The 26,557-nt window shown below is 45.2% G+C and carries 21 protein-coding genes; 10 read left to right on the plus strand and 11 right to left on the minus strand.

The window, feature by feature from the left end:
• Positions 1-19: 19 nt before the first annotated feature.
• The 9 genes from DFP81_RS02975 to nadC all read right to left on the minus strand — a co-directional run bounded on the left by DFP81_RS02975 (position 20) and on the right by nadC (position 8,528).
• The gene (locus DFP81_RS02975) at positions 20-226 is read right to left on the minus strand and encodes a DNA gyrase inhibitor YacG (RefSeq protein WP_115896293.1); all 207 of its coding nucleotides are present in this window, start codon (positions 224-226) and stop codon (positions 20-22) included.
• Positions 223-852, minus strand: a complete 630-nt coding sequence (gene coaE, locus DFP81_RS02980; protein ID WP_115896294.1) for a dephospho-CoA kinase — start codon at positions 850-852, stop codon at positions 223-225. The genes DFP81_RS02975 and coaE overlap by 4 nt, the downstream gene beginning before the upstream one ends.
• A complete protein-coding gene (locus DFP81_RS02985) occupies positions 849-1,640 on the minus strand; it encodes a prepilin peptidase (RefSeq protein ID WP_115896295.1) in 792 nt (263 codons plus the stop codon). Before DFP81_RS02985 ends, coaE begins: the two co-directional genes overlap by 4 nt.
• Before the next feature lie 2 nt (positions 1,641-1,642).
• A complete protein-coding gene (locus DFP81_RS02990) occupies positions 1,643-2,695 on the minus strand; it encodes a type II secretion system F family protein (protein ID WP_115896296.1) in 1,053 nt (350 codons plus the stop codon).
• Positions 2,682-3,632: a GspE/PulE family protein gene (locus DFP81_RS02995; protein ID WP_115896297.1), complete on the minus strand. Its 951-nt coding sequence runs from the start codon at positions 3,630-3,632 to the stop codon at positions 2,682-2,684. The genes DFP81_RS02990 and DFP81_RS02995 overlap by 14 nt, the downstream gene beginning before the upstream one ends.
• The gene (locus DFP81_RS03000; protein WP_115896298.1) at positions 3,629-4,078 is read right to left on the minus strand and encodes a pilin; all 450 of its coding nucleotides are present in this window, start codon (positions 4,076-4,078) and stop codon (positions 3,629-3,631) included. Before DFP81_RS03000 ends, DFP81_RS02995 begins: the two co-directional genes overlap by 4 nt.
• Positions 4,079-4,344: 266 nt before the next feature.
• Complete coding sequence (gene pta, locus DFP81_RS03005; RefSeq protein WP_115896299.1) at positions 4,345-6,450, minus strand: phosphate acetyltransferase; 2,106 nt, start codon at positions 6,448-6,450, stop codon at positions 4,345-4,347.
• 38 nt (positions 6,451-6,488) lie between these two features.
• A complete protein-coding gene (locus tag DFP81_RS03010) occupies positions 6,489-7,673 on the minus strand; it encodes an acetate/propionate family kinase (RefSeq protein WP_115896300.1) in 1,185 nt (394 codons plus the stop codon).
• Between the two features lie 9 nt (positions 7,674-7,682).
• Complete coding sequence (gene nadC, locus DFP81_RS03015; protein WP_115896301.1) at positions 7,683-8,528, minus strand: carboxylating nicotinate-nucleotide diphosphorylase; 846 nt, start codon at positions 8,526-8,528, stop codon at positions 7,683-7,685.
• A 922-nt stretch (positions 8,529-9,450) separates the two neighbouring features.
• Here nadC and aceE point away from each other — a divergent pair.
• Both aceE and aceF read left to right on the plus strand, forming a co-directional pair.
• A complete protein-coding gene (gene aceE / locus DFP81_RS03020) occupies positions 9,451-12,117 on the plus strand; it encodes a pyruvate dehydrogenase (acetyl-transferring), homodimeric type (protein WP_115896672.1) in 2,667 nt (888 codons plus the stop codon).
• An 89-nt stretch (positions 12,118-12,206) separates the two neighbouring features.
• Positions 12,207-14,153, plus strand: coding sequence for a pyruvate dehydrogenase complex dihydrolipoyllysine-residue acetyltransferase (gene aceF, locus DFP81_RS03025; RefSeq protein ID WP_115896302.1), 1,947 nt, complete (start codon positions 12,207-12,209; stop codon positions 14,151-14,153).
• A gap of 145 nt (positions 14,154-14,298) precedes the next feature.
• On the opposite strand, the gene DFP81_RS03030 is transcribed toward aceF, so the two are convergent.
• Positions 14,299-15,444 carry a patatin-like phospholipase family protein gene (locus DFP81_RS03030; protein ID WP_115896303.1) on the minus strand — a complete coding sequence of 382 codons (1,146 nt, stop codon included), beginning with the start codon at positions 15,442-15,444 and terminating at the stop codon, positions 14,299-14,301.
• 296 nt (positions 15,445-15,740) lie between these two features.
• Here DFP81_RS03030 and DFP81_RS03035 point away from each other — a divergent pair, with 296 nt between their 5' ends.
• A complete protein-coding gene (locus DFP81_RS03035) occupies positions 15,741-16,931 on the plus strand; it encodes an EAL domain-containing protein (RefSeq protein ID WP_115896304.1) in 1,191 nt (396 codons plus the stop codon).
• 144 nt (positions 16,932-17,075) lie between these two features.
• Complete coding sequence (gene pgm, locus DFP81_RS03040; RefSeq protein ID WP_115896305.1) at positions 17,076-18,722, plus strand: phosphoglucomutase (alpha-D-glucose-1,6-bisphosphate-dependent); 1,647 nt, start codon at positions 17,076-17,078, stop codon at positions 18,720-18,722.
• Between the two features lie 90 nt (positions 18,723-18,812).
• Here the strand turns inward: pgm and DFP81_RS03045 are convergent, their stop codons facing one another.
• Positions 18,813-19,553 (minus strand): spermidine synthase, encoded by a 741-nt coding sequence (locus DFP81_RS03045; RefSeq protein ID WP_115896306.1) that lies wholly within the window; start codon positions 19,551-19,553, stop codon positions 18,813-18,815.
• A 325-nt stretch (positions 19,554-19,878) separates the two neighbouring features.
• Between DFP81_RS03045 and DFP81_RS03050 the strand changes: the two genes are divergently transcribed.
• The 6 genes from DFP81_RS03050 to pepN all read left to right on the plus strand — a co-directional run bounded on the left by DFP81_RS03050 (position 19,879) and on the right by pepN (position 26,556).
• Positions 19,879-20,832 (plus strand): 1-aminocyclopropane-1-carboxylate deaminase/D-cysteine desulfhydrase, encoded by a 954-nt coding sequence (locus tag DFP81_RS03050; protein WP_115896307.1) that lies wholly within the window; start codon positions 19,879-19,881, stop codon positions 20,830-20,832.
• Positions 20,833-20,948: 116 nt separating this feature from the next.
• Positions 20,949-21,830, plus strand: coding sequence for an NAD(+) kinase (locus tag DFP81_RS03055; protein WP_115896308.1), 882 nt, complete (start codon positions 20,949-20,951; stop codon positions 21,828-21,830).
• 50 nt (positions 21,831-21,880) lie between these two features.
• Positions 21,881-22,762 carry a rhomboid family intramembrane serine protease gene (locus tag DFP81_RS03060; protein WP_115896309.1) on the plus strand — a complete coding sequence of 294 codons (882 nt, stop codon included), beginning with the start codon at positions 21,881-21,883 and terminating at the stop codon, positions 22,760-22,762.
• A 44-nt stretch (positions 22,763-22,806) separates the two neighbouring features.
• On the plus strand, positions 22,807-23,088 hold the full coding sequence (locus DFP81_RS03065) for a YeaC family protein (RefSeq protein ID WP_115896310.1): 282 nt from the start codon (positions 22,807-22,809) through the stop codon (positions 23,086-23,088).
• A complete protein-coding gene (locus DFP81_RS03070) occupies positions 23,088-23,912 on the plus strand; it encodes a DUF2797 domain-containing protein (protein WP_115896311.1) in 825 nt (274 codons plus the stop codon). The genes DFP81_RS03065 and DFP81_RS03070 overlap by 1 nt, the downstream gene beginning before the upstream one ends.
• 10 nt (positions 23,913-23,922) lie before the next feature.
• On the plus strand, positions 23,923-26,556 hold the full coding sequence (pepN, locus tag DFP81_RS03075; RefSeq protein ID WP_115896312.1) for an aminopeptidase N: 2,634 nt from the start codon (positions 23,923-23,925) through the stop codon (positions 26,554-26,556).
• The last annotated feature ends 1 nt before the right edge of the window (position 26,557 follow it).

A 26,557-nucleotide genomic window follows, 5' to 3' on the forward strand; every position in this document is an offset into this window, starting at 1 on the left:
GATGATCCATATCGTTAAGTTAGAGAAATGACTTGTTAGGGTCCATGGTTAGTTGTTCTGAAAAAACATCATCTTCTTCAGAGCTTTGTTGAGGGATGGCGTAGCTTTCATTTGCCCATTCGCCGAGATCGATTAACTTGCACTTTGCGCTGCAAAAAGGTCGGTCTTTGTTTTCTGTAGACCAAGGGGTTTTCTTTTGGCAGGTTGGGCAGGCAATCAAGGTCATTGGTTTAACTCTCTTACATCTAGTCTTGCTAAAATACACTGGTTTAATGTCACGACTTTATCATCTAAGTCAATCAAATTGCTATTGTTTTTAAGGATAAAGTCTGCCTGTTTGAGCCGTTCTTCATTATTTAATTGGGTGTTAATAATACGTAATGCTTGCTCTTCAGTACTTTGGTCGCGACGAATAATACGCTCTATTTGAATTTCTTTAGGCGTATCAATGACAACGACAAATTTACACAATTTGTTTTGCTCAGTTTCGAATAACAGCGGGTGTACTAACAACACGTAAGGAGAGTGGGCATTGGCCAGTTGAGTGGCGATGGAAGCCCGGATTTCTGGGTGAGTAATGGACTCGAGCCAACGTCTTTCATCTGGGTGTTTGAAGACAATGTCACGCAGCGCCTTGCGGTCTAGAGTGCCGTCAGTCAATAAAATATTGGCGCCAAAACGTTCAACGATTTTGGTCAGACAGGAAGAGCCGGGTTGTACCACTTCCCGTGCTACGTCGTCAGCATCCACGCTTTGAATACCAAGGTTATTAAAATACTTGGTAATGGTGCTTTTACCAGAACCGATGCCACCGGCGAGGCCGATAATCGGAGGAGCATATTTTTGATTCATAAGTAACTACAATAAAAATAAACAATGCTTGAAAAGACTAAAAAAGGACCGAACGGTATCGTTTGCTGGCCTTTCGAGGAGAAAAGAAGAGAGCAGAAAATGCCCAGTAAACTGGCGTAGAGTAAGATGCTAAACAGTGACTCTAAGTACAGCCAAGCACCGAGTGCTGCAAGCAACTTCGCATCACCAAGCCCAATGCCTTCTTTTTTATAATAATAAAGATAGCACCCTCTTAGCGTAGCGACAATTGCATAGCCAGATAACAACCCTAAAACCGAAGCGTCTAACAAGGGACTGCCCATATTCAGGGCCAAACTTGCCGCAATCACCAGGGCGCTGCATTCATTTGGGATGATTTTATGTTGGTAATCTATGATCGCAGCGCAAAGCAGGGAAGTTAATATTATGGTGTTAAGTGCCAGTTCATAAAGCGACAAGGGTAAGCAAAGTAATGGCAAGCCGGCCAGCAAAAATAATACTTCGATTTGCCAATAATAGGGTGAAATGTTGGTTTGGCAAAAACGGCACTTGCCTTTTAAATAGGCATAACTGAACAATGGAATTGTCTCTTTCCAGCTTAAAATATGGCCACAATGTGGGCAATTGGAGCGTCCATAGATATAGCTTTTAGGGCTGTGTTCTTTAAACGATAAAGACAAGAGTTCGTGGGCTTCTTGTCTTGCTAAATATAAATTCAAAGCGGGCCAGCGGATGGAATATAGTGCAGCAAAACTACCCAAACAGAGCAACACAGCGGCGTAAGCTAGCCAGCACAGCAAAGTGGTCATCACTAAGGAAGCTCAAGCAAAGGTTGATATATAGACAGTAAGGAAGAGACGACAAATGCACCGGCAATAAAAAGGCAGACAGCAGGTATGATTTTTTCAAACCAATAGATCACCTGTTGGCAGTGCCGCTCATGTTCTTGGGCTGCCAGTGTCAATGCCCTATCAATATTGCCATTGTGACTGGCGGCTTCAAGCGCCAAAGCGGATTCTTTAGGAAACCAGTATTGAGGAAAGCTGGCTTGATAACTCTTACCAAGCTGCAGTGAGTAGTAGCTGAAAAGAATGTCTTCCTTTAATTGGGCATGTTTAAAGTGCAATGGCAGGCCGTATAAAGCCTGTTGCAGTGTTTTTCCTGTTTTTCGGCTAGCACTTAAAAGCCTTAATAGCTTGCTTAACCGAAAACTGGCGTTCACCTTTTCAAACCAATTACTGGCATTTCCATTAATGAAATTAATCATCACAATGACTTGCAGTACGCTGGTCAATAAATAGCTGGCGCCATTAATAAGGAGACTCGAAGTGGCGCCATCGTTACTAAATACACCATAAAGTAGGTTTATGATAAGTGCGACTTGCATAATAAAGAAAGGGTAAGTCATTCCTTTGAGTAATTTCGAAGACCAACTTAGTAGTGAGGTTAATTGTTCTATGGATGTATCAATACTTTGTGCGCAGTCTTCTCTGGAGCCATTGTTGATAATAAGTTGGCAATACGGCGAACAGCGAGCTTGGGATAACCTAGATAAGGTCACGTTAAATGATTTGCCGGCGGTTAGTTCGTGATGAATGGCCGAACAATTTCGACTTAAAATAGCATTGCTTGATGACTCTGAAAGGCTTGCTATCGCTTCATTTAATTGCAAACCATTGTGCAATGCATTTTTGATTTCGGTAAAAAACAACAAGAGTGTTTTATAATTAAAGTAATGGGGGTGATAAGGACGACAGTCGATATCCCAGATGCCTAAGGACACATAATGCAGTAACAGGCTTTGCTCTGATTCAGCGTATCGATAATATTGGCAGTGGTCTTGTTGAATGCTAAACCAAGGCATGGGGAGGCTCGCTATTTCGTTGGCTGTAAGCTTGCCACAGAGAGGGCGTGGCAATGAGTTGTTCGTAGTCTATGGGTAAAGTCGCTTGCCACAATGGTAACAAGCCACTGAAAATAGCTTGCTGACTACTGGATCGGTAAGTCATAGCCTGATGGATAATTAATTTGAGCGAGCTGACCAAGGAGAAAAAATCCACTTGCCAACTTCGGCAGCGGTGAATGGCATCTAAGGTTGAGTTTGTATGGAGCGTGGCCAGCACCAAATGTCCCGTTAGAGACGCGTTGATCGCAAGATTCGCGGTATCTGCGTCCCGAATCTCACCGACCATAATAATATCAGGGTCTTGCCTTAAAAAGGCTTTCAGTAAGTTAAATGAGGTTAAGCCGATGTCAGGTTTAGGTTCACACTGAAATAAACCTGCGATCTCATGCTCTACAGGATCTTCAATGGTGAAAATGGTGCGTTTCCCATTGTTAAGGTAATCCAAGCAAGAGTAAAGAGTGGTGCTTTTTCCAGCCCCCGTCGCACCACAAACTAAAATCAGCCCGCTGGGCTTCTCGAGTTGGCGGATTAGCTGTGACAGTAATGGTGTGGGTAAGCCAATACTCTCCAGAGTAAATCGGTGTTTCTCTGGCAGTAACCTCAGGGCCGCTTTTTCGCCTTTTACTGTGGCTATTAAGCTGACCCGAACGAAGGTGGTTTGACCTTGATAGGCAAAAGAAAACTGGCCTTCTTGAGTGCGCCTGGTTTCTGATAGATCTAAATTAGCGCGCATTTTAATCCGGTTAATAAGAGGGTTGTCTTCTTCTAGTTGCGCTAACAAAATCAGCGCCCCATATTGTCGCGTGCTAATGATGAGTCGGTGGCGAGCTTGTTCGATATGGATATCACTCGCCCCTAGTTTAATCGCATGAGCAAGAATTTCTTCTAATGTCATTGGGCTTCCTCCACTGTTGTGCATTGCTGTGGTAGGAGCTTGCTGGCCAGATCAGATTCACACTGCCAGTTGTTGTTTGCATCGCGATGGTATTTCAAATAATTGCCTTCGCTAATACCTGTGTCGCTATTGAGCGATACGGTAACACTGCCGGAGCTGGCTTCTTGGTCACTTACCGCGATGCTTTTGACGATCGAGTCACTGGCAACAATGGGGGATATTTCGGCAAATTCTGTGCTGCTTGGAAAACCTCCATTGAGCAGTATGTATTCTTCAATAAAAGACTGGCTTTGAGTGGCGATGTTTTGTGCTTCAACCAGCTTTGCTTTGGTTATTTGGCGAGTAAAGGTGGGGGCAGTAATGGCTGCTAAAATAGAAATAATAGCAATCACGACCATTAGTTCTAATAGCGTAAAACCACCTTGGTGGACACGACTGTGATTCATTTCTTCACTCCTTGAAGAGGTGGGGGCGTTAGCGTCCTGCTAATCGTTATTAAAACACTAGTCTATTTGTGAAATAAAACCACCTCACTTTGGTGATTTTTGTTTACTGCAGGGCAGCGAAAAATGAGAAACGAATAACTCAGGTTGGGGCTAAGAAGGGGGCATTGAATAACGCAAAGCAATCCCCGTCATGCTGATGAACTCAGAAATAACGGGGGGCTTGTTACCAGGCCTAATGTCTTGTGACATTAGGCCTTAAGGCAGGATTAATGGTTTTTTTGTGCTGCTTGGCCAGCTTGAATAGCTGTAATGGCGATTGTATAGACAATATCATCCACTAGCGCTCCGCGTGACAAGTCGTTGACTGGTTTGCGGATGCCTTGCAGCATAGGCCCAATGCTCACCACATCGGCACTACGTTGTACTGCCTTATAAGTGGTGTTACCCGTGTTAAGGTCAGGGAAAATAAACACCGTTGCTTTACCCGCGACCTTGCTGGTAGGCGCCTTTTGCTTGGCGACCTTCTCCATGATGGCGGCATCGTATTGCAGTGGGCCGTCAATCAGCAGATCAGGGCGGCGTTGTTGGGCAATAGCAGTGGCTTCTCGCACCTTATCGACGTCGTTACCGCTGCCTGATCCACCAGTGCTGTAACTGATCATGGCCACTTTAGGAGCAATGCCAAACGCGGTTGCAGAATCCGCGCTTTGAATAGCAATTTCAGCGAGTTGCTCAGCTGTCGGATCTGGGTTGATGGCACAATCCCCATAGACTAATACCTGATCAGGTAAGCACATAAAGAAGACGGAGGAAACCAAGGACGCATTTTCAGATGTCTTTATCAATTGAAGTGCCGGGCGGATGGTGTTGGCCGTGGTATGAATGGCTCCGGAAACCAAACCATCAACATCGTTAGTTTGCAGCATCATGGTGCCCAGTACGACATTATCTTCAAGTTGCTCTCTGGCAATAATATCGGTCAAGCCTCGGTGTTTGCGCAGGTCAACCATAGGGGCGACATAACGTTCACGAATGCTTTCAGGGTCGAGTATTTCTACACCGTGGCTAAGCTCAATGCCGTTGTTTTGTGCAATGCGCAGTATTTCAGCTTCTTTGCCTAATAAAGTACAGCGAGCAATTCCGCGCTCGGCACAAATTGATGCCGCCTGGATAGTACGGATTTCTTCGCCTTCAGGCAGAATAATACGTTTGTTCAGTGAGCGCGCTTGTTCGATTAAACGATAGCGGAATGCAGGTGGGGAAAGTTTCCTTTCTTCTTGGTTCATAGCGAAGGAGTTAACCCAGTCATGATCGATGCAACGTGCAATGTGCTCTTTTACTGTTAAAATCCGCTCTTTGTCATCTAAAGGGATTTCCTGGTTAAAAGATTGCATGGTGATGGCGGTTTCCCAGCTATTTGAGCTTACGGAAAGTACCGGTAACCCTTTGGCCATGGCTTTGCCACAAAGCTCCATTAAAGCGGCGCTAGGTTGGTAGCCTCCAGTGAGCACCAATGCTGCAATTTTAGTATCATTAAGCGCAGCAATGGCGGTTGCCATGATGATGTCAGTACGGTCTCCTGGGGTGAAAACAAGCACGCCTGGGCGCAGCGCTTCTAGCATGTTTTCGACACCACGGGCGCATAATGTATAGGACTGTACGCGACGGGTTTCCATCTCTCCGGCATTCACCACTTTGGCTTGCAAGAAGTCAGCCACATCTTTCACCCGAGGGTAGGTCAACTCCTCTGAAACTGGGATTTGCCCTAATAGGCTGAAGTTGCGTTTGAAAATACCACGTTGCGCAAATAGATCGCCGTAAGATTTCACCCCTAGGGAGCCTGGGGTGGTTTTATTAAGAATACAGCCAATCACATCGCTGGCTTTAATGCCACCGTAGGATCCAGCGGCAATTTCAACATGGTGTTCTAGTTCGTTGACACGCATGTTGTTTGGGGCAGTGACGAGCACCAAGCCGGCATCAAGAGTGCGGGCAATGGCTTTGTTAAGGCGTGTGGCATAGGGGTGGCCTGGGATAAGCGCAAGGCCTTCCACTATTACGGTGGAGTCTGGTTCTACGCTGGCTTGGAAACGACCAACGATTTCTTCCATTAGCTCTTCAATGTTGTCATTGTACAGGTAGCGTTCTGCTTCATGTAAGGGGATGGGCTCAGCGGGAGAAAGCGTTGAGCCTTGAGCGACCATCGCAGTAGATTTATCTGGGCCAGTATCGCCAGGGTGAGGTTGGGCGATGGGTTTAAAGAAACTGGCCTTTAATCCTTGCTGTTCTAAGGCGCGAACAAGACCCACAGAGACAGATGTTAAACCAACACCGGGTCCGGTCGGTACTGTCATTAACACATTTGTCGACATAATTAAGAGTTCCTACTTGAGCGAGTATCGGTTAAAAATCATTGGCGAATTAAGTTGATCGTATCTAATGCAATCATCAGCTCTTCATTGGTTGGAATGATCCATACCTTTGTTTGACTTTGGGCTGACTCAATGTTCATTGTGGCTCCACGCAAGGCGTTCTTATCGCTATCAATATGGATATTAAAGGCTTTTAATTGTTGGCATATGGCAGCACGAATGTAAGAAGAATTTTCGCCAATACCTCCAGTAAAGACCAAATGATCAATTCGGTCGAGAGTGGTGGCCGTGCTGACTAGATACTTTGCGGTTCGAATAGCAAACATATCCAGCGCCAATTTAGCGCTTTCATTACCAGAAGCCATTGCATCTTCTAAGGTTCGACAATCATTAGAAAGCTCTGAAATGCCTAATAAACCACTTTTTTTGTTTAATACATCGAGGGCTTGAGCGGAAGAGATTCCTTCCGCATCGGCAATAAAAGATAATAAGCTGGGGTCTAAACTGCCACAGCGAGTGCCCATCATCAGGCCTTCTAGGGGAGTAATCCCCATGCTGGTATCGGTCGATTTGCCTTTATTGATGGCGCATGTGCTGGCGCCATTGCCTAAGTGGGCGACCAATACCCCTTGTTGTAAGCTGTTTGGCTCGATCTCAGCCAAACGGCGACTAATATAGCGATAACTGGTGCCATGAAAGCCGTATTTGCGGAAGTGGTGCTGGCGATAAAGTGCCATTGGAATCGGGTATAAGTATTGTTCGGCGGCCAATGTTTGGTGAAAGGCAGTATCAAAGACCGCCACTTGTGGCACGCCGGGAAACAGTTCAATGGCAGCATACATACCAATAATGTGGGCAGGGCTATGCAGAGGGGCGAAATTAGCACATTCAGCAATGCCGTCGATGACATTTTGGTCGATCAAAACGGACTGGCTAAATGTTTCCCCCCCATGTACTACTCGATGTCCAATACCAGTCAAACTGTTTAAGATCGTTGGTCTGTTATCAAGCCACTTCTTGATTTCGGCAACGGCACTTTTATGAGTGCCTTCAGGAAGCGAGATAGACTCTTTAAGCCCTTCTTTCTTAAATGTTAGTGTGCTATTCGATTCACCAAGCCTTTCGGCAATACCTTCTAGAAGAACGGTTTGTCCTTCATCAGTAAGAACGGCAAATTTTAGAGAAGAACTACCACAATTAATGACTAGTATGCTGTCGCTCATTATGTTTCCTTAGTTATGAACTCGTAACGAGAGGTCGATGGCTTGAACATGTTTTGTTAGGGCTCCAATGGAAACATAATCAACCCCTGTTTGGGCAACACGTTTAAGTTTTTCTTGATCCATGTTGCCAGAAGCTTCAAATTTTACGCGACCTTTAAAGCGGTTAACGGCGGTTTCCATGTCTTCATAGGAAAAGTTATCAAGCATGATAATGTCCGCGCCAGCCTCTACCGCCATGGCGACTTCTGCTAAGCTTTCTGTTTCCACTTCTATGGTTTTACCCGGGGCGATTTGTTTGGCCATAGCAACCGCTTTGCTAATGGAACCGGCAGCCATAATGTGATTTTCCTTGATTAAGAAGGCATCAAACAAACCAATTCTATGATTCTGCGCGCCTCCTACTGAGACCGCGTACTTTTGTGCGCTGCGTAAGCCTGGTAGGGTTTTGCGCGTGTCGAGTATGGTCAAATTTGTGGCTGCAACGTCTTCAGCGTATTGACGGGCAATAGTTGCAGTATAGGATAAAGCTTGAATAAAATTGAGTGCGGTGCGTTCGCCAGTCAAAATAGTGCGGGCATGACCTTTTAGGGTTAAAAACGGTTGATTAGCTGTGAGCAAATCGCCATCTTTTGCATGCCATTCCAAAGTGACATTATTGCCCAGTTGTTTGAACACTTCGTTAGCCCAATCTTGGCCACATAAAACAGCAGATTCTCTAGAGATAACAGACGCGGTAATTTCATGGTCATCAGGGATGAGCTGAGCCGTTATGTCGCCTGTGCCAACATCTTCTTGTAACGCGAATGTGACGTTTGATCTCATATGCTCGATTGAATCTGCATTCAACAGTGTCATGGTGTTTCCTATTGTTATGTAGAGAAAACGCCATTGTAGCGGGAATATGTGGCTTCGTCAGTGTGTGCAAGCCTCTGTGCTAAAAATTTCACAGATATTCAAATAACAAGTGAGTTTAATAAGGTAGGTGGTGTCTTTATTTGTCTTTTGGGTGGCTGAACCTTGTTTATAAAATAGCCACTCAAGCGATGAAAAACATAATTCAGTGCTGGGAGTTTGTTATAAAAAAGACGGGATTGCTCAATAAATGAGCGACTCAAGGCAAAATAGATTTTGTTTATGACTGGGATGCGTTTGGTGAATGAGGTGCAGGCTGCCCAGTATTTTAAAGGGGTAGAGCAGAGCCCTATGTCAAAAAAAGACCAGAGTTGTTGTCTTCTGTACCTTTTTATTAGGAGGAAGTCATTCAATCTTGAGGTAGGTGTCTAGGCGATTTCACGATTAGGTGTTAACCTTACGCCTGTTTTGAATACCTATAAAGGAAGAGTGAACCACCGATTTACCCTCTATCTGGTAAATCGAAATAGGGAATGCGTTTGCAAATAACCGTTTTGGCAAGAGCAAACAATGTGGTGAACAGTTTATTGAGCTTTCTATGAGCACCCTGCAAAACGGGGTGTTTTTTATCGTAGTAAGTGAATGACGGGCTTAGTAGATATAGGCCCATATGGAAACGAACCTACCAATTCTTTTTGGTAGTCGAGTAGATAGCAAATTCCAAAATAATAACAACGCTGTCTAACTAAAGAGAAAAAACGATACCGGTAAACGAAAGATCTGGTATCGCTTTTTCTTATTTCGGCTGGTTTTTATAGTGTTATTAATATAAATGCCGCTGGTTCGTTTAAGTCGCCTCCAAGGTAAACCATTAAAGTCCTTGGTAGGTTTGAGATCTGTCCTAATAGCGGGGGTTATTAACACTATGACGGAGCAGCATATCCTCGAAGATATCGATCCGATCGAAACAAAAGAGTGGGTTGATGCAATCGAGTCTGTCCTTCGAGAAGAAGGTCCTGATCGCGCACGATACATTTTGGATCGTTTGACAAAAGAGGCTGCGAAAGCAGGCACAGCAATGCCAGCCTCCATTACAACGTCTTACCGTAACACTATCGCTCCTCAAAATGAGAAGCCGTTACCGGGAGATTTGTTTATGGAGCGTCGCATTCGTTCCATAATCCGTTGGAATGCACTGGCAATGGTAATGAAAGCAAACCGTGTAGATTCCACTCTTGGTGGTCACATTACCAGTTTCTCTTCTGCCGCAACGCTTTATGATATCGGTTTCAACCACTTTTTCCGTGGTTCAGACGGTAAACAAGAAGCTGACATGGTTTTCTTCCAAGGTCATATTTCTCCTGGTATCTACGCTCGATCTTACATCGAAGGGCGTTTGACTGAGGAGCAACTTGATAACTTCCGCCGAGAAGTAGATGGGAAAGGACTTTCTTCTTACCCACATCCTTGGCTAATGCCGGATTATTGGCAGTTCCCGACCGTATCTATGGGGTTAGGACCACTGCAAGCGATTTACCAAGCGCACGTTATGAAATACCAACATAGCCGTGGCTTGATTGATCAAGGCGACCGTAAAGTATGGGCGTTCTTAGGTGATGGTGAGTGTGATGAGCCAGAATCTTTGGGTGCTATTGCATTGGCCGGTCGTGAAAAACTAGACAACTTGATTTTCGTTATTAACTGTAACTTACAGCGCCTTGATGGTCCTGTTCGTGGTAATGGCAAAGTTGTTCAAGAATTGGAAGGCGTGTTCCGTGGCGCTGGCTGGAATGTTGTTAAATGTCTATGGGGCCGCCATTGGGATGCTCTGTTTGAAAAAGACGACAAAGGCTTATTGGCGAAACGTATGGACGAGGTTTGCGATGGTGAACTTCAGAACTACAAAGCCAATGGTGGTGCATACACACGTGAACATTTCTTCGGCAAGTACCCAGAATTGCTAGAAATGGTTAAGGACATGTCAGACGATGACATTATGAACCTTAACCGTGGTGGACATGACCCTTATAAAGTTTACGCAGCCTACGCTGAAGCGACTTCTCATAAAGGTCAACCAACAGTTGTCTTGGCGCAAACAGTAAAAGGCTACGGCATGTTTAAAGCAGCCGAAGCACAAAACACAGCGCACCAAACTAAGAAACTGGACGAAGAGTCTTTGGCTCAGTTCCGTGATAAGTTTGGTATTCCGATCAGCGACGAAGAATTGAAGGATCTGCCTTACTACCGCCCAGCGGAAGACAGCCCTGAAATGAAATACTTGCGTGCTCGTCGTAAAGAGCTGCATGGGGATTTCCCTGTTCGCCGTCGTGAGTGCGAAGCGCTTGAAGTTCCTTCTTTAGAAGCTTTCAAGTCTCAAATTGCTGGTACTAAAGGTCGTGAAATTTCTACGACTATGGCGTTTGTTCGTGCTTTGAATGTGATGGTGAAAGACAAAGCCATTGGTGAGCGTGTGGTACCGATCGTTGCCGATGAAGCGCGTACTTTTGGTATGGAAGGCATGTTCCGTCAGTTGGGTATTTACTCTTCTGAAGGTCAGCGTTACACACCACATGACCATACTCAGGTTATGTACTACAAAGAGTCTGCACAAGGTCAAATCCTTCAAGAAGGGATTAACGAGCCAGGCGCATTCTCTGCATGGTTGGCGTTAGCGACGTCTTACAGTAACAGCAATCTACCTATGATTCCTGTGTACATTTACTACTCGATGTTTGGTTTCCAACGTGTTGGTGACTTGGCGTGGGCAGCAGGTGATTCACAAGCACGTGGTTTCTTGATTGGTGCTACAGCGGGTCGTACTACGCTAAACGGTGAAGGCTTGCAGCATGAAGATGGTCATTCTCATATTCAAGCTGGTTTGATTCCTAACTGTATCTCTTATGATCCAACGTACTCGTACGAAGTTGCTGTTATTGTTCAAGATGGCTTGCGTCGTATGTACAAAGAGAAAGAGAGTGTTTTCTATTACCTAACCGTAATGAATGAAAACTATGCCCATGAAGATATGCCAGAAGGTGTTGAAGAAGGCATTCTGAAAGGTATGTACAAGCTAAAAACTCATGAGAAAAAAACCAATAAGAAGCAAGTGCAACTGCTTGGTTCTGGTGTGATTCTTCGTGAAGTTGAAGCGGCTGCAGAAATTCTCTTTAATGATTATGGTGTTAACTCTGATATCTGGAGTGTGACTTCTTTTAACGAATTGCGCCGTGAAGGTTTGGATGCAAGTCGTTGGAATATGCTTCACCCAGAAAGCGAGCCACGTCAGTCATACGTAGAAACTTGCTTAGCAGATAAAGGTCCTGTAATTGCCTCTACAGACCATGTTAAATTGTTTGCTGATCAAATTCGTCCGTTTATGAAAGGCACCTATAACGTACTAGGTACTGATGGATTTGGTCGAAGTGATACGCGCGCTAAATTGCGTCATTTCTTCGAAATCAACCGCTATTGGGTCGTTGTATCTGCTTTGAGCGCATTGGCGAAAGACGGTGTAATTGATGCATCTGTAGTTAGCGAAGCAATTGCTAAATTTGGTCTTGATCCAGAAAAACCAAACCCAGTTATTTGCTAATTATAAACAAGCTCGGTACCAGGCTTGAGTGTGACTCAAGTCTGGTTAGTTAATCAGTTTGATGCGTCTATATGACAAAGGAGATTTCCGTGAGTACTGAAATCATTCGAGTACCGGATATTGGTGGTGCAGCTGATGTTGATGTTATTGAAATCAGCGTAAAAGTTGGTGACATCATCGAAGTTGACCAATCTATTATTGTATTGGAGACGGACAAAGCGTCGATGGACGTTCCTTCTCCAATTGCGGGTAAAGTTGTCAGCATTTCTGTTCAAGAAGGTGATCAAGTTTCAGAAGGTTCTGAGGTTTTGGTTCTTGAAGTGGAAGGTGCTGAAGCCGCGCCAGCGAAAGAAGATGTAGCGGCTCCAGAAGCGAAATCTGAGCCAGCGCCACAGGCTGCGCCACAAGCGCCAGCAGCAACATCTAGCAGTGAAGAAAATGTCACTGTGCCAGATATTGGTGGTGCAACAGACGTCGAAGTGATTGAAATCTGTGTTGCAGAAGGCGATACCGTTGCAGAGGGCGATTCTTTAATCGTGCTAGAAACGGATAAAGCGTCGATGGACATTCCTGCGCCATTTGCAGGTAAAGTCAGCAAAATCCTTCTAAGTGTCGGTGACACGGTATCAGAAGGTTCAGATATCTTGGTTATGGCGACTGAGACAGCAGCGGCGGCAGAGCCAGTTGCAGCGGCACCTGCTGCAGAATCAAGTGCGGCGCAGCCTGTTGTTGAAGCAGCTCAAGAAACCATTGCTGGTGGCGTTGAAGCAGTCACTGTTCCAGATATTGGTGGTGCAGAAGGCGTAGACATCATTGAAGTAGCGGTTGCCGTAGGCGATTCGGTTAACGAAGGCGATTCTATTATCGTCTTGGAAACGGATAAAGCCTCTATGGAAATTCCTTCTCCTAAAACAGGTGTGGTGAAATCCATAGCGGTTAAAGAAGGGGATAAGGTTTCTGAAGGGGATGCGATTCTTGAATTAGAATTTGAAGCCACTTCTGCACCAGCTCCAGCAGCGGCGCCTAAGCAAGAAACTGCTCAACCAGCAGCGGCACCAAAAGCGGCGGCTCCAGCACCAGCGAGTGTTGATCAAGCTGCAGTATTAGCGACGCCATCTAAAAATGTACATGCAGGTCCTGCAGTACGTATGCTAGCTCGCGAATTGGGTGTTGAATTGTCTCTTGTTCGTGCTACTGGCCCTCGTGGTCGTATTACGAAAGAAGACTTACACGCTTATGTTAAAGCGGCGGTTCAAAAAGCGGTATCTGCCCCAGCGGCTTCTAATGTTGCACCAGGTGCTGGTCTACCGACCGTTCCTGATCAAGACTTTAGTAAGTTTGGTGAGGTCGAGCTTGTTAAAATGAGTAAAATCCAAAAGCTAACCGCCCAAAATATGGTGCGTAATGCTTTGGTTGTTCCTCAAGTAACACAGTTTGATAAAGCAGACATTACGGATCTAGAATCTTTCCGTAAAGGCTTGAAAGGCGAAATGGAAAAACAAGGTGTGAAATTGACACCACTTCCATTCCTGATCAAAGCGGTTGCTCAAGCTATGGTTGCTAATCCAACGTTTAACGTTTCTTTGATGGCAGATGGCGAAAGTTATGTGCAGAAGAAATACGTTCACATTGGTATTGCAGTGGATTCTCCAGCAGGACTTGTTGTTCCTGTGTTACGTGATGCAGACAAGAAATCGATTGTCGAAATCGCTAAAGAGGCCAGTGTTCTAATCAAGAAAGCCTTGGATAAACAGCTTAAACCTGCAGATATGCAAGGTGGTTGTTTCACTATCTCTAGTCTTGGTGCCATTGGTGGTACAGGATTCACGCCTATCGTGAACTGTCCTGAAGTGGGTATTCTTGGTGTTTCTAAAGCGGATGTTGAACCGCGTTGGAACGGTAAAGAATTCGAGCCTCGTACTATGTTGCCTCTATGTCTGTCTTATGACCACAGAGCGGTTAATGGTGGTGATGCTGGTCGCTTTATGACCTTCTTAAATTCTGCGTTGAGTGATCTGCGTCGTCTTACTCTTTAATCAAGAGAGTGGGTCATTCATTCAGTTAAATGACCCATATTAAGAATTGAACAAAAACCGCTTTATAGCGGTTTTTTTGTTTCTGGCCTTCCCTGCAATTTTTGCGTTTACTAACCGGATTCGCTTTTTTAGTCTGTTGTTTTGTTTATTCGCAGTCATCTTGTAAAAATGCCTGGATTCGATCTTTTTCCCACATGGCATCTTTGTAGCCAAGCTCAATCAGCGCTCGGCAATATTCTGGAGTAAACAATAAATAACTGGCCGCGGAGCTGGCATTTTGTGAAATGGAGCCACCAGTGGCCTTCAGCAGGATGCGAATGTTTTTTGGTAGGGTATGTATGTAGTGCTCAGAAATGGCGTTCAGCTCTTCGGAGGGGGAGATGATCAGGGTTTCTGTAGGCAGAGCATGATGTTGTCTTTTTTCTTCTGGCAGATCGCGAATGAGGTTATTCATAATTTCTAGCTGGCGAATATCATCTTCTAGATTATCGATGAAGGCACTATTAAGCAGTTGTCCCAGAATTTGTGCCATGCTTGGTGCGCTAGATGCTGCCTCAGTGTCTTTACTAGGCCATTTTTTAGGGCTTCGGTTACCACTCACACCTATGATAAAGAGCTTTTTTGCTCCCAGTTGCAGAGCAGGGTAAATGGCGGACTTCTGGCGAATAGCGCCATCACCGTAATAATGTGTCGCTACTTTGTGGGCGGGGAAAATAGTTGGAATGGCACTAGAAGCCAATAAATGATCAACGCTAATCTTATCGACTATGCCTTTGCGCCTATTCCCTTGCCAACCCTTTAGGTGCTCTTGTGCTTCAAAAAAGGTCGTCGATTCCCCTGTGCTATAGCTCATTGCAGTTACGGCAAGGGCGCTTAAATGGCCTGCGTTAAGCGCTTTATTTATGCTTGAAAACTCAATAAAGCTTTCCAGAAGTTGTTTTAGTGGGGTATTGTCCATAAGGGCAATGGGGTTGTGGCGATTATGCAGATGAAAAAGAGCCATCAAGGTTTTTGTTACTGAGCTGGCAATTGGCCAGCGCCCCATTTTGTATACTTGATCCGGTGTGAGATGGCGCCAGACAAAAGCCAGTGTTGAAACCGCCTTGGTGAAGTTGTCGGCATGGGTTGCAAGCATGGTTGCATTGAGTGCGCCAGCAGAAGTGCCGCAAAGAATAGGGAAGGGGAGAGGACTGCCTTTGGCGACCATCTTGCCTAGCGCTGAAAGCACCCCGACTTGGTAGGCTGCACGAGCGCCGCCGCCTGATAAAATTAACGCACTGTGATTGCTCATATATGAAGCACTCTTCTAAGTGGTTGTTTTATATTGTAGATTAGCTCAATATAATCACTTTTGTGTTTATTTGTGTAGTGCTTTGTGGATCTTTATAGCCCCTCCTAGTGAGTTTGTACAGGGTGGAGGTGGCCGTGTCTATTTTATTTTTTCGATTAACAGCCCTATGGTTTAGTGGAGATTTTCACTGGTGAATTTGGGGCTGATAATGCTTTCTTTAGGCGTGCTTAACAAGTGATCCGGTAATTTAACAATAACGACTACCCAGGGAGCGGGCATTTAGGTAGGAGAGAAGTGTGTTAGATGCAATGCTCAGTCACGCTAAATGGCTGCAGAAGGAAGAGGTAAATTTAGTACCTTATTTTCAGCCAATTATTGAGGTATCAAGTGGTAAGGTGACTGGCTATGAAGCACTGGCTCGCTACATAAAAACAACCGGAGAAGCTATCTCAGCTGGCTATTTATTCAGTGATGAGCGTCTTGGCGTCACAGAAAAAAGGCGTATCGACCGTGTTGTTCGAGATAAAGCGATCAAACAGGCTCATAGCTTGCCTGAGCAAACCCGATTAACATTGAATATTTCTCCTCAGTGGATAAACGCAAGGGCGTCCGAGCCATTACCGACTCTGGATATGTTGCGTCAGCATGGTGTTGACCCGAGTCGCATTGTGATTGAGCTGACAGAATTGAATGGCGAATTAGAAAACTTATGCAGCGCTGTAGAACAGTATAGAGAAGCGGGGGCGCGTGTCGCTATCGATGATTTTGGTGCGGGTTTTTCTCAGTTTGACCGGGTGATTGCCCTAGAACCTGACATTATCAAATTAGACATGCGGCTGTTTCAGCAAGGGGCTCAAGGTGGTGTGGCTGAATCCGTAGTCGAATCACTGGTTCGCTTATGTGCAAACACCGGAGCCGTCATCGTTTGTGAAGGGGTTGAAACAGAAGAAGAGTTCTTCTTTGGGTTGCGTTGTGGTGCTCGACATATGCAAGGTTATTTGTTTTCTCAAGCTACTGAAAACTTCGTCGACTGTAACGCCTTTCGTACGCAAGTGGCGGATCTAAGGCAGCGCTTTTTTGAAATGCAAAAGGCGAAAGCACAACAGGCGCGCAGCCGCTCTCAAGGTCTGCAACAGGCGGTGGCTTTGATCGATTCCCACCATGGTCTCGACAAGAGCTTGGATGTAGAATTTATTGCTCGCCAGTTATTGACTGTAGATGGCGTTGTGCGTTTCTACGCTGCGTATTCTTCTGGAGAGCAATTCACTGCTAATTATGCCCGACCAAAAGCCGGTGAGGAGTGGCATAAAGACGACACTTACCAAGGTTATAATTGGTCGTGGCGTTCGTATTTTTATCAGCTTTTGGCTGGTGAGAAGATGGTTTTGTCACAAGAATATTTGGATATCGAGACAAACCTGCCCTGTAAAACATTGTCGGTGCAGCTTAACAATCATAATGTGTTATTAATTGACATTGAGGTGTAGTTTTATCGAGAGGCTTTATTGGTAGATTCTATCTCTATTAAATCTTATCAATTCTTCAACAAGTCCTGATAACTCGTTGAAACGCTTGTGAATATAAGGGAGACTTAAACCATCCTTTTTTTACTGCTCAATGAGGCTTTTCATATGGCAATTCATCCCCAAGCTGGACAGCTTGCGTCTCACCAGTCTTTAGTAAACATTCCTGAATTAATGACTGCGTATTTCCTCAACAAACCCGACGTAACAGAAGCGACTCAGAAAGTGAGCTTTGGTACCTCTGGGCATCGTGGCAGTGCGTTAAAAACCAGCTTTAATGAGCAGCATATTTTGGCTATTTGCCAAGCGCTTGCCGAGTACCGTAAAGCGCAACACATTAATGGTCCTTTATACCTAGGGAAAGACACTCACGCCTTGTCTGAAGCTGCGTATCAAACGGCGCTTGGTGTGCTAACTGCGAATGGCGTGCGAGTGCGAGTGCAAGAGTCTGGTGGCTTTACACCAACCCCAGTGATTTCCCATGCGATATTGACACACAATGCCAGCGCCGATAAGACGGATCTAAGTGATGGTATTGTCATTACGCCTTCTCATAACCCACCTGAAGACGGTGGTATTAAATACAATTCTTTGCAAGGTGGTCCTGCGGATAAAGAGATTACGGATTGGGTGGCGCAACGAGCCAACGAACTATTGTCCCAAGGCTTATCTGAAGTCGTGTATTTTGATCAGCAAGCTGTGGCAGCCAGTGGTCTTGTGGAATCTTTTGATTATCTTAGCCATTACATTGATGATTTAGACAGTGTGGTGGATATGCAGGCAATTGCCAAAGCGGGCATCAATATTGGGGTTGATCCAATGGGAGGCTCTGGCATTCACTTTTGGCAACCTATGGCAGAAAAATACGGCCTGAATATCACCCTAGTTAATCAAGATGTGGACCCTACTTTTCGTTTTATGCCACTAGATAAAGATGGGCGTATTCGCATGGACTGTTCTTCTCCTTATTCAATGCAAAACCTCCTGAAATTGAAGGATGATTTTGATATTGCAGTGGGTAATGACCCAGACTACGATCGTCATGGGATTGTCTGTGCAGGCTATGGTTTAATGAACCCGAATGCCTTTTTGGCGGTTGCAATAGAGTATTTAGCGTCCCATCGTCCTAATTGGCCGCAAACGGCGCAGTGGGGGAAAACACTGGTGTCCAGTGGCATGATCGACCGTGTGGTTGCAGGTTTAGGTCGTACTTTATGTGAAGTGCCAGTTGGCTTTAAATGGTATGTGGAAGGTCTTTATAACGGCACTATGGCATTTGGCGGTGAAGAAAGCGCAGGGGCTTCTTTCTTACGTAAAGATGGCTCGGTGTGGAGTACTGATAAAGACGGTTTTATCATGGCCTTGTTGGCGGCAGAAATTCTAGCGGTTACTGGCAAAGACCCACAAAAGCATTATGAAGCCATGACGGAAAAATACGGCACTCCTTTATATAAGCGTATTGATGTGCCTGCAACCTTAGAACAAAAAGCCATTTTAGCCGCGCTGGATGTGAATAATGTCACCCAGACGGAATTGGCTGGCGAGAAGATTACCGATGTGCTAACTCATGCACCAGGTAATAATGCTGCCATTGGCGGTTTAAAAGTGGCGACACAAAATGGCTGGTTTGCTGCACGACCATCTGGCACAGAAAATGTTTACAAGATTTACCTTGAGAGCTTTGTTTCTGAGGCCCATCTGGACAAGCTAGAAGAAGAAGCCAAAGCTTTAGTAGACAGTGTTTTGTCGGCTTAACACTTTAGGTTTTAGTGCGAATGAGTGGCTAAAGCCATACCGAAAAAGCTTACCGTTAAGGTAAGCTTTTTCACATTAATGGTTGGCGTATTAAAGGGAATACATTTTAGATAACCAGCGTGAAAGTGGAAAACCCAACTGAGCACTGATTTTTTGTGCGCTGGCTTTCAGCTCTTTACCGTTTAATTCGTTTTTCTGTTTACCGGCCAAAACAACCCAGTTGCCACTGCCAGTATCGATTGCTCTCACGTCGACAAAAATACGCTTTAAGTTTGCCACCAATTCCAAGTCATTTTTATGGTCCATCCAGCAGTTAAGAACCAGCAAACCATTTTCTTTGATGTTTTTAGCGCAATTTTCAAGAAAGCTGGTTTGCAAAACGCCACGCTCCATGCCTTCTGTGTTGTACAGGTCAGTCATTAGAATATCGACTTTCTTGGCGAAGCCAGAAACTAGGTAGTTTTGCGCGTCGTCATTTTCTATTTGAATGCGCTTGCCATTAGGTAATTTAAAATACATCTGCGCGGCATCAATTACTTCCTGGCGCAGCTCCACGGCGGTGATTTGCACGCTCGGGATAGCATGATAAAGGGCGTTGAGTAGGGTGCCACCACCTAAGCCTAAAATGCCAATACGCTTAGGTTGGCTGAACAACAAGGACAGAGTCATTGCTTGCGTATATTCATGCTGCAATACATGAGGTGTGGACAGCTGTATGCGGCTTTGTTCGTCACCATCGGCAAATGAAAGAATACGAAATTTGCCGTCATCGAATACTCTTATTGGGCCGTATTCATCTGCGCTGTCGTGCAGTAGGTTTAAATGGTTCATCTTGTTCCTTTGTTGAGTCGTCCGCAGCCTTACCGGTCTAAAAATCGTCTAACTTGCTGTTATTAGGCTGTGCCAGCGACCTGCAAGCTATCCTTGTTTGCGTTGAGTTGACAGTAATAGGTTGCATTATTTAGGGCGAATTACCGTTACTTGCAACAGCAATGGCCCGCAGCAGAGAGTGTACCGGAAAGTGAGGCGTTATTGATCTTTTCTTAGCAAGATAATTGATCCTTGTGGACGCCTTTTATGGCTGAGCCTAGGGACTTTATTCTACTTTGTGTTGCTTATGATATTATGCCCTTTAGTCTTTATGTGAGGTCTATTTTTGTCAATTATTCAAGCAGTTAATATTCCCACAGCGTGGCAGAATGCAGACCATGACTGTGCGCTCTTTGTGTATCGTGGTGATCTTGAGCATCCCCATGCCCCTGGTAATAAGTGGCATAAATTAAAATATCATTTGCATGCGGCTAAACAGGCTAAAGCACACTACTTGGCAACGTTTGGAGGACCTTATTCTAATCACCTTCATGCTTTTGCTAATACTTTGGCAAATACTTCACTGCCAGGCATCGCTGTGGTTCGAGGTGAGCTGCAGCCAAGATTAACCGCCACGTTAAGAGATGTGGCGGATGCAGGAATAGAGCTTTGGCCTTGCACTCGAAAAGACTACCGATTAGCGCAGCGTTCTGAGCTGGTTGCGTATATTAATGCGCTTTATCAAGGCGTTTATTGGTTGCCCGAGGGGGGCGGTGGTATTTTAGGGGCTAAGGGCTGCCGCGACTGGGCGGCCGATATAGACTATTTAGATCATGAATGTGATGCTTGGCTGGTCTCTTCAGGTACAGGAACCACGGCGGCGGGTTTGCTGGCAGCGGATAAAACACCGCATCTTCATGTGGTGAGTGCTTTAAAAGGGGCTGAGGCACAAGCAGAAGACATCTTGTCTTTGGCATCACTTGTGTCTGATCCAGTCTTAGATTCTGCCTCGTTAAGGCACAAAATGACCTTTCATAGTGACGCCCATGAGGGCGGCTACGCCAAGCAGAGTCAAGCTTTAGAGGCGTTTATGAGGTTTTTTGCCAGCGCCAATCCAGAGCTGCCGCTTGACCCAGTATATGGCTGCAAAACAGTGTTCCATGTGGTGAAAAAAATCCATGCGGGGGAATGGCCCCATCGACGTACCTTATTCATTCATACTGGTGGTCTGCAAGGTTGGAGAGGGTATCGTGATACGTTGAATCCATATATAGCGAGCCCACCGGATAGCGAAAAGTAAGGCCTTCATGTTAAAGTTGCGCGGCGCTTGCTTGAATGTTTTTTATAATAAAAGCGATCTTAAATCGTCTCTCAAGCTGCTTACCATTACATAGACAGACAGAAAGAGAATGACACATGAGTCTTTTTAGGCGTGTTGGAATAATAGCTCGATTAGATAAACCTCAGATTCTTGATACCGTAAAGAAACTGATGGAATACCTGCAGGAAAAAGGCTCGGAGCCCGTATTAGAAAATGACTTGGCCACTATGTTGCCCGGTATCAAGGTCGATTCGTCGCCATTAAAAGAACTCGGTAATCATTGTGACTTGGTCATGGTTGTTGGTGGTGATGGCAGTTTTCTCGGTGCAGCAAGAGCGATCAGTCATTATGATGTGCCTGTGATTGGGATAAACCGTGGTACCTTGGGGTTTTTAACGGACATCTCTCCTCACTCTTTTCAAGAAGAGCTAGAGCCTATTTTTCGTGGTGAATATCATGAAGAGCAGCGTTTTATGATCGAAGCTAAGATCAAGCGTCAGAACCGTCCGAGTGGTGAAGGCATTGCCTTGAATGATCTGGTGTTGCACCCAGGAAAGTCGGCGCGAATGATTCGATTTGATCTATTTATTGATGATCAATTTGTCATGAACCAAAAATCCGATGGTTTAATCGTGGCGACACCAACCGGCTCCACTGCCTATGCCTTGTCGGCAGGAGGCCCTATTATGTTGCCTAAGTTGGATGCACTTGTATTAGTGCCAATGCACCCGCATACATTGAGTAACCGTCCGATTGTGATTGATGCCAATGCGCGAATTCGTATTGTCGTTTGTGAATCAAATCTAACCTACCCAAGTGTCAGCTGTGATGGTCAGCTTAACATTACAGCGGCCCCAGGTGATGAGATCCATATTACGAAAAAGGCCGGTAATATTCGCTTAATACACCCTAAAAATCATGATTTCTATAATGTATGTCGTGACAAGTTAGGATGGCAAAGTGGCTACCGAGCATAACCCACCGTTATTGGGTTGTGATGCAGTGAACAGGCGCGGTGTAAAGTATTATGTTGTTAGTTTACCAGTTTGATGAAAATGATGATCCGGCCTTGTTGAGCCAGACATTATGGCGGTTAAAAATATCCCATCAGATCGTGATGGGCAAAACACACAAAGAATTGTGGCTGGCAGATCCTTCCCACCAAGCACCGACATTACAACTTATACAAATCTGGCAAGATAACCCAGAAGCGTTAACCAAAGTAGAGCGCAATCAAGCGGCTAAGCCGGTGTCTCGTTCAATGGGGTGGGGGCGTCAGTTACGAGAGGCGCCCGCCACAGCGATTGTGATTCTGGCCGCATTATTGGTGGCGTTTATAACTCAATTGGGTTCAGAGCTCTCCACTCTCCGTTATTTTACCATTAGCCCCTTTGATATTGTGGGCAATCAGATCCGTTTTTACCCTTTGTCAGAAGTGCTTAGTCGTGGTGAATATTGGCGTTTATTATCGCCTGCGTTTTTGCATTTCAGTGTTATGCATATTGTTTTCAACACTTTATGGGTGTGGGATGTGGGTCGCAGACTGGAGAAAATGCTGGGCTCTTTGGTGTGGTCGTTTGGGGTCGCTATTATTGCCATTGTCAGTAATGTTGTGCAATTCCAATTTACTGGCAACCCGTTATTTGGCGGTCTGTCTGGCGTGGTATACGGCATCATTGGTTTTGCATGGTTAATGCCTGTGATTATCCCGCGTTGGCCGACAATTGTTAGTAAACCGCTGATGATATTTTTTATGGTTTGGTTGGCGATAGGCTATACCCAGTTGCCTGAAATGATCGGCTTAGGACAGATCGCAAACACGGCCCATACGATTGGCCTAGGCGCAGGCTTGGTACTAGGTATCGTGTATTGGTTCATCATCCGAGTAACTTCCTTTAAGAAAATGTAAACCGTTACTGAGCTTCGCAAAGCGGCGGTTAATGAGAGTATCCAATGAATTTTAAAGAAATGATCGACAACATGTCTCCTGAAGTTTATGTCAGCCTGAAACAAGCGGTTGAACTGGGGAAATGGCCCAATGGTGTGCGTTTAACGCAAGAGCAAAGTGAATTATGTCTACAGGCGATCATCACCTATGACTTCAATAACAAGCCAGAAGAAAGCCGTGTCGGTTATATTGATCGAGGCAGTAAACAGGCAAAATTTGAAGAAGACAATCAAGACAAAGTAGACAGCATTAAATGGGTGGATGATGGCCCTGAGGGAAATCAATAATGTTGTCAGGCAATCTTAAGAAAATGGCCGCTACAGCGCCTCAAGGGCAGGTTCAATACAGCTTAACCTTGGGTGATGACAGCATTAATATGAATGAATTGATCGGCAAAAAAGTTGCCCTGCATTTTAAAGGTGCCATTAACTGCACGCATTGCGGTCGAGTCACAAAAAAATCATTCAGCCAAGGTTTCTGTTTTCCTTGTTTTAAGAAGTTGGCCGCGTGTGATTCCTGCATTATGAGTCCAGAAAAATGCCATTACCATCTGGGTACCTGTCGTGAGCCAGAATGGGCAGAAAAATACTGTCTACAGGATCACTACGTGTATCTGGCTAACTCCTCCGGCCTTAAAGTGGGCATTACCCGTGGTGATCAATTGCCAACTCGCTGGCTAGATCAAGGCGCGACGCAAGGTCGAGCTTTGTTTCGAGTCGTCAACCGACGTATGTCTGGGTTAGTCGAAACCTTGTTTAAAAATGAAGTGGCGGACAAAACCAATTGGCGCAATATGCTAAAGGGCACGGCCGTGGAGCTCAATTTAGAAAATGAACAAGAAAGGCTGATTGGCTTGCTTTATGACGGCTTAGATGCCCTACAAAACGAGTTTGGCCTACTGTCTATTGTTGATCTTTCTGATGAAAACGAAACCCACGAATTTATCTATCCCGTTTTAGAATACCCAACGAAGGTCACCAGTCTAAATGCCGAAAAAACACCTGAAATAGAAGGGGTGTTGATGGGAATAAAAGGCCAGTACTGGATACTCGATACCGGCGTGATTAATATCCGTAAATACACAGGTTACCAAGCATCACTGACATTTTAGGAGAGAACAAATGAAAGAGAGCCAACCCTCAGCAATTTATTTAAAAGATTATAAGGTTCCTCCTTTTCTGATTGATAAGACAGAATTGACGTTTGATCTAGACGAAGCAACCACCATAGTTACCTCAAGGTTGCATATGCGTCGCAACCCGTTAGATGGAAAATCCAATGCGCCGCTTATTCTAGATGGCGGAGAAGACGTTAAGTTGATTGGTGTGGCGATGGACGGTTACGCGTTGCCAGAAGAAGAATATCAGCTGGTGGATGATAAGCTGATTATTACGGCCACAGCAGACAGCTTTGTATTAACCTGTGAAACCTTGATTGAACCGCAAAATAACACCCGTCTAGAAGGTTTATACCGCTCTTCATCTATGTTTTGCACACAGTGTGAGGCAGAAGGTTTTCGCCACATCACCTATTACCTAGATCGCCCAGATGTGATGTCTGTGTTTACCACGACCATCATTGCTGATGAAGCGCGTTATCCTGTGATGTTGTCCAACGGCAATGAAATTGAACGCGGCAAAACTGAGGAAGGCAAAACCCTGGTTGTCTGGCATGACCCTTTCCCTAAACCTGCCTACTTGTTTGCCCTAGTGGCAGGGAACCTAGCGGTAAAAAATGATCTTTTTACCACCCAAAGTGGTCGTGATGTGAAGCTGCAAATTTTTACTGAGTCCCATAATATCGACAAAGTGGATTACGCAATGGAAGCGCTAAAGCGCTCAATGCGTTGGGATGAAGAAAAATACGGCCGTGAATACGATCTCGATATTTTTATGATTGTCGCCGTCGATGATTTCAATATGGGGGCCATGGAAAACAAAGGGTTAAATATCTTTAATTCTTCATGTTTGTTGGCCAGCCCTAAAACCACCACAGACGATGCTTTTTTGCGTGTTGAAGCGGTTGTGGCGCACGAGTATTTCCATAATTGGTCAGGCAACCGCGTTACTTGCCGTGATTGGTTTCAGCTCAGTCTGAAAGAAGGTTTTACTGTGTTCCGTGATCAGTCTTTTTCCGCTGACATGCATTCTGCCACAGTAAAGCGTGTAGAAGACGTGTCCTTTTTGAAAACAGCTCAGTTTGCTGAGGATGCTGGCCCGATGGCGCACCCAGTGCGTCCTTCTTCGTTTATTGAGATTTCAAATTTTTATACCCTTACTGTGTATGAAAAAGGCTCTGAAATTGTGCGTATGATCCACACTTTATTAGGTGAGGAGTTGTTCCGCAAAGGGTCGGATCTGTATTTTGAGCGTCATGATGGCCAAGCGGTTACCTGTGATGATTTTGTTGCTGCCATGCAAGACGCTTCTGGCATTGACTTAACCTTGTTTAAGCGTTGGTATTCACAGGCAGGTACACCGATTGTTACCGTGGAAGACCAGTATTTTCCGGAAGAAAAACGCTATCAGTTAACCATCAAGCAAGAAACACCGGCAACGCCTGGGCAACCAACAAAACTGCCGCTTCATATTCCTATTCGAGTTGGTTTGTTAACAGCACAAGGGCAAGAGATTGCGGCACAGTATCAAGGTGAGGTGGCGAATGATGTGACCTTGTTGCTGACGCAAGCAGAGCAAACTTTTGAATTTACAGAAGTGCCTAGCCAGCCAGTGCCATCCTTGTTGCGCTCTTTTTCTGCACCGGTAAAACTTCATTATAACTACACAGCAGACCAGTTATTGCTATTAATGTCAGCCGACACAGATGGTTTTAATCGTTGGAGTGCGGCTCAGCAATTAGCGGTTAACGAGCTGACTCAGCTGATCGAACAGGCTAGTGCGGGTCAGCCTTTGGTAATGGATTCTCAGTTGCTCACCGGCCTTACTGCTTTACTGGCGGATGAGTCTTTGGACCCTGCGATGGTGGCATTAATTCTGGCTTTACCAAGTCAAGCGTATTTGTCTGAGCTTGCCACCACCATTGACCCTCTGGCTATTAAGCAAGCGCGTCAATTCTTAAAAGAAAAGATAGCCAATGCGTTGACCGAGCAATTTGTGCAAACCTACCAGAACAATATTATTCGTTCTGAGTATCAGGCCAGTGCCCAGCATATTGCCCGTCGCTCGTTGAAAAACATGGCATTGTCTTACTGGTCTGAAACCGCGGATAAGAAGGGTGAGGCGGCAGTGGCTCAGCAATTTGCCAGTGCCGATAACATGACGGATCAGTTTGCAGCGCTATCGATTGCGGTGCATTCTGGTCACCCAGATGCCGCAACCATGTTAGACGCTTTTTATCAGCAGTGGAAAAATGAGCCCTTAGTGGTTAATAAATGGTTAATGTTGAGTGCTTCTCAGGATGCTGACGATGCTCTGGCTGTGGTTGAGGGGTTAATGGCTCATCCTTCATTTGACCTGAAAAACCCAAATAAAGTACGCGCAGTGCTGGGCGGCTTTGGCCAAAATGTGGCAGGTTTCCATAACGCAGACGGCTCCGGTTATCGCTTCCTTGCAGACCAGATCATAGTGTTAGATAAGCGCAACCCACAATTGGCATCGCGCTTGTGTACGCCACTGACAAGATGGAAAAAGCTTAAGCCTGCATTAAGCGAGAAAATGAAAGCGGAGCTTGAGCGCATTATGGCGCAAGAGTTATCGAAAGATGTTTATGAGGTGATCTCTAAAAGCCTTGTTTAGC

Origin of the sequence: Marinomonas pollencensis, from assembly GCF_003387375.1 — a bacterium.
GTDB classification, from domain to species: domain Bacteria; phylum Pseudomonadota; class Gammaproteobacteria; order Pseudomonadales; family Marinomonadaceae; genus Marinomonas; species Marinomonas pollencensis.

What these genes read in the sequence shown, in the direction of transcription:
- DFP81_RS02975 (WP_115896293.1), bottom strand. Translation starts at nt 226, where the DNA reads ATGACCTTGATTGCCTGCCCAACCTGCCAAAAGAAAACCCCTTGGTCT.
- coaE (WP_115896294.1), bottom strand. Translation starts at nt 852, where the DNA reads ATGAATCAAAAATATGCTCCTCCGATTATCGGCCTCGCCGGTGGCATC.
- DFP81_RS02985 (WP_115896295.1), bottom strand. Translation starts at nt 1,640, where the DNA reads ATGACCACTTTGCTGTGCTGGCTAGCTTACGCCGCTGTGTTGCTCTGT.
- DFP81_RS02990 (WP_115896296.1), bottom strand. Translation starts at nt 2,695, where the DNA reads ATGCCTTGGTTTAGCATTCAACAAGACCACTGCCAATATTATCGATAC.
- DFP81_RS02995 (WP_115896297.1), bottom strand. Translation starts at nt 3,632, where the DNA reads ATGACATTAGAAGAAATTCTTGCTCATGCGATTAAACTAGGGGCGAGT.
- DFP81_RS03000 (WP_115896298.1), bottom strand. Translation starts at nt 4,078, where the DNA reads ATGAATCACAGTCGTGTCCACCAAGGTGGTTTTACGCTATTAGAACTA.
- pta (WP_115896299.1), bottom strand. Translation starts at nt 6,450, where the DNA reads ATGTCGACAAATGTGTTAATGACAGTACCGACCGGACCCGGTGTTGGT.
- DFP81_RS03010 (WP_115896300.1), bottom strand. Translation starts at nt 7,673, where the DNA reads ATGAGCGACAGCATACTAGTCATTAATTGTGGTAGTTCTTCTCTAAAA.
- nadC (WP_115896301.1), bottom strand. Translation starts at nt 8,528, where the DNA reads ATGACACTGTTGAATGCAGATTCAATCGAGCATATGAGATCAAACGTC.
- aceE (WP_115896672.1), top strand. Translation starts at nt 9,451, where the DNA reads ATGACGGAGCAGCATATCCTCGAAGATATCGATCCGATCGAAACAAAA.
- DFP81_RS03030 (WP_115896303.1), bottom strand. Translation starts at nt 15,444, where the DNA reads ATGAGCAATCACAGTGCGTTAATTTTATCAGGCGGCGGCGCTCGTGCA.
- pgm (WP_115896305.1), top strand. Translation starts at nt 17,076, where the DNA reads ATGGCAATTCATCCCCAAGCTGGACAGCTTGCGTCTCACCAGTCTTTA.
- DFP81_RS03045 (WP_115896306.1), bottom strand. Translation starts at nt 19,553, where the DNA reads ATGAACCATTTAAACCTACTGCACGACAGCGCAGATGAATACGGCCCA.
- DFP81_RS03055 (WP_115896308.1), top strand. Translation starts at nt 20,949, where the DNA reads ATGAGTCTTTTTAGGCGTGTTGGAATAATAGCTCGATTAGATAAACCT.
- DFP81_RS03060 (WP_115896309.1), top strand. Translation starts at nt 21,881, where the DNA reads ATGTTGTTAGTTTACCAGTTTGATGAAAATGATGATCCGGCCTTGTTG.
- DFP81_RS03065 (WP_115896310.1), top strand. Translation starts at nt 22,807, where the DNA reads ATGAATTTTAAAGAAATGATCGACAACATGTCTCCTGAAGTTTATGTC.
- DFP81_RS03070 (WP_115896311.1), top strand. Translation starts at nt 23,088, where the DNA reads ATGTTGTCAGGCAATCTTAAGAAAATGGCCGCTACAGCGCCTCAAGGG.
- pepN (WP_115896312.1), top strand. Translation starts at nt 23,923, where the DNA reads ATGAAAGAGAGCCAACCCTCAGCAATTTATTTAAAAGATTATAAGGTT.